The 3,442-nt window shown below is 77.3% G+C and carries 2 protein-coding genes; both read right to left on the bottom strand.

Annotated features, from left to right (window positions below; all coding sequences use genetic code 11):
• Window positions 1-2,735, bottom strand: a 2,735-nt coding sequence (locus FOE67_RS20245) for a type I polyketide synthase (RefSeq protein ID WP_182666269.1), incomplete at its 3' end; no start/stop codon positions are given.
• Window positions 2,732-3,442: acyl carrier protein (locus tag FOE67_RS20240; protein ID WP_182666268.1), on the bottom strand; the 711-nt coding region annotated here is incomplete at its 5' end. The genes FOE67_RS20240 and FOE67_RS20245, both read right to left, overlap by 4 nt.

The raw sequence follows: 3,442 nt of genomic DNA, 5'->3' as shown, positions 1-3,442 counted from the left end.
GGGGGCGGGTCGATCCACAGCCGGCGACGCCGGGAGGGGGCCGCCGGCAGCACCACCCGGCGCCTGCCCGGCCGGTGCAGGGCCGCGACCTCCGGCGTACCGACGCCGTGCGTCCACAGTTCGCCGTACGCGGCGAGCAGTGCGGACCGACCGGTTCCCGGTTCGGTGGGCGGGGGCATGGAGGTGACCGCGCAGGCCAGGCGTTCGGCGTGCCGGGCGCGGGCGAGTTGGAGCAGGCCGTGGCCGGGGCCGGCCTGCAGCAGGGCGGTCGGTCCCGGGCCCACGGCGGTGGCGAGCGCGTCGGCGAACCGCACGGTGGACCGCAGGTGCGACACCCAGTGTTCGGCGTCCGGCGCCGTTTCCAGCCACCGCCCGGTGAGCGTGGTGGCCAGCGGCACGCGCGGCGGCCGTGCCACGACCTTCTCCGCCACGGTCCGCAGTTCCTCCAGCGCGGGATCCACCAGGCGGGAGTGGGCCGCGGCGTCCAGGAGGAGGCGGCTGACGCGCACCCCCTCGGTGGACAGCTCCGTCTCCAGGGCGGCCACGGCCGGGGCGGGGCCCGAGACCACGCACGCCTCCGGGCCGTTGACCACCGCCAGATCGATGTCGACATGACGACGCAACAGCTCCCGAACCCGGGGCTCCGGGAGCGTCACCGCGAGCATCGCGCCGCCGCCGGCCGTCCGGGACATGGCCCGGGAACGAACCGCCACGAGGGAGACGGCGTCCTCCGGGGAGAGCGCCCCGGCCACCACCGCGGCGGCGTACTCGCCGAGACTGTGGCCGACCACGGCGTCCGGTTCCAGGCCGCCGGCGCGCAGGGTGTTCGCCACCGCCACGCAGACGGTGAACAGGGCGGGCAGGCCGTGGGCGGGATCGCGCAGCAGGCGACCGGCGCGTTCGTCACCGGGGGCGGCGGTCAACAGGGCCCGCAGGTCGGGCCCGTCGCCGGGGACGGCGCGATCCCGGTCCGTCGTGCCGAAGAGTTCCGCGTACCGGTCCACGGTGGCGGCGAAGGCCGGCTCCCCCAGCAGGTCGTGCGCCATTCCGGCGTACTGCGCTCCCCCGCCGGGGAAGGCGAGGACGAGTCGGGGGCGGGCGGCGGGAGCGGCACGTCGGGCGGCGGTCGCCACCGCCCGGGCGTCCGCGGCCGGATCGCCGGTGAGGACGGCCGCGGCCCGATGGGGCAGGGCCGTGCGGCCGGCGTGCAGGGTGTAGGCGACATCGGCCGGGGCGGGAGCGGGGGCGTCGGCGGGAGGGCCGTCGGTCGCCGCGCCCACCACTGCTGCGACGCCGGTCAGCAGACCGGCGAGGGCGTCGTCCCGGTGGGCGGAGACCAGCGCCAGGTGCGGCCGGGGGTCGGGGGTCGGCTCCGGGCGCTCCGGCGCGGCGCCGAGCACCACGTGGCAGTTGGTGCCGCCGATGCCGAAGGAGCTGACGCCCGCGTACCGTTCCCCCTCCCACGCGGTCGCCCGGTCGGGAACCCGGAACGGCGAGTCCTCCAACTCCAGATCGGGATTGAGGGGAAAGGCGTCGAGGGCGGGCGGCAGCACCGCGTGGTGCACCGCCAGCACCGCCCGGGCGAAACCGGCGATCCCGGCGGCGGAGTTGGCGTGGCCGATGTTCGCCTTGGCCGAGCCGAGGGCGCACCGGACCGGACCGCCGGCGCCGAACACCCGGCGCAGCGCGGCCACCTCGACCACGTCACCGAGGCGGGTCGCGGTGCCGTGTGCCTCCAGGTAACCGATCGATCGGGGTTCGATCCCGGCGACCCCGAGCGCCTCGGAGATCACCCGGGCCTGACCGCGCGGCGACGGTGCCGTGAAGCCCGTCCGATCGGCGCCGTCGTTGCCGATCGCCGAGCCGTGGATCACGGCCAGGATCGGGTCGCCGTCGGCGAGGGCGTCCTCCAGTCGGCGCAGCACGGTGACGCCCACGCCCTGGGTGTGCACGATGCCGGTGCCCTCGGCGGAGAACGTCCGCACGTGCCCGTCCGCCGAGAAGATGCCGTCGGGCACGTGCAGGTACCCGCGGCCCTGCGGCACGATCAGCGAGGAACCGCCCGCCAGGGCGGTGTCGCACTCCTGCGCCAACAGGGACTGGACCGCCAGGTGCACGGCCACCAACGAGGTGGAGCAGGTCGTGCCGACGCAGACGGCCGGGCCGGTCAGCCCCAGGCGGTGCGCCGCGTGCAGCGGCAGGTAGTCGGCCACGCCGGCCATCGCCGCCTGGAGGCTGCCGACGGGGTCCCGGTCCGCGGCGGCGTACCGGTCGCCCAGGTTGTGGGTGAGGTAGTCGCTGTGGGAGGCGCCCGCGAAGACACCGACGGCGCCCGCACCGGCTCCCCGGGCGTGCCCGGAGGTCTCCAGGGCGCGGGCGCACACCTCCAGGAAGAGCCGTTGCTGGGGATCCATCAACGCGGCCTCGGCGTCGGTCAGGCCGAAGGGCTCCGGATCGAAGAGGTCCTGCCCCTCGATGAGTCCGCTGACCGGTACCCGGGCCGGGTTCCCGGGCGTGCCACCGGGGGCGCCGTTCGCCGATTCCGCCGTGTCCCCGTGTCGGGTCAGGCCGCTGCGTCCGGAGACGATCAGGTCCCACAGGGCGGCGGTGTCGGGGGCGCCGGGGAAGCGGCACTCCAGCGCGGTGACGGCGATCAGGCCCTCGGTGCGGGCGTCGTCGGCATCACCGGCGGGCTCCGCCGGGAACCGACCGGGCGGCGGGGTGGGGGCCGTCATCGTGCGGTCTCCTCGGCTCGGGCGCGGGCGGCGGCCCGGTCCCCGCGACGCGGGGCGGAACGGCGGACGGGTGGGATGCCGTGGTGGCGGGCGGACGGCGACGCACCCGGCCCGGGACGGGTCAGGGCGGTGATGTGCTCGGCCAGGGAGCCGACCGTCGGGTGGCGGAAGACGTCCGCCAGGGCGAGGCCGGGGGCGATGGACTCGCGCAGTCGGCGGTGGGCCAGGACCAGGGTCAGGGAGGTGGCGCCCAGGGATCCGGGGCTCGCCTCCGGGGTGACCGGTTGTTCGGTGAGGTCGGCCAGGACGGCGACGACCGAGGCCAGGATCCCGGCGTCGGTCCCGCGGGCCGGGGGCGCGGGAGGAGGCGACGTCTCGACGGGGGCCGGTGGCGCGTCGGCGGGGGAACGCTCGTCCCCGCCGTCCACCGGCTGTCGGTGCACGGCCTCCGCCAACCCGGCACCGCCCAGCCCGACCCCGACCCCCGGGGGCAGGGAGGCCACCCAGCGGGAGGAGGCCTCCAGCGCCCGGGCCGGGGGGAGGGCGCCGGGGCGCACGACCAGTGCCGTCTCCAGGCCGAGCGCCGCGGCGTGCTCGACGGCTCGGGCCGCCCAGTGGTCACCGGCGACCGGTGCCGGTGCCGGTGAACCGGGGGTCGGCGGCGTGTCCCGCTCACCGGCGGCCTTCCCGTGCCCGCCGTCCCCCGC

The organism is Streptomyces calidiresistens (assembly GCF_014141525.1).
GTDB lineage: Bacteria > Actinomycetota > Actinomycetes > Streptomycetales > Streptomycetaceae > Streptomyces > Streptomyces calidiresistens.
Note: the sequence above shows the minus strand (reverse complement) of the source record. Positions and strands in the feature narration are given on the sequence as shown.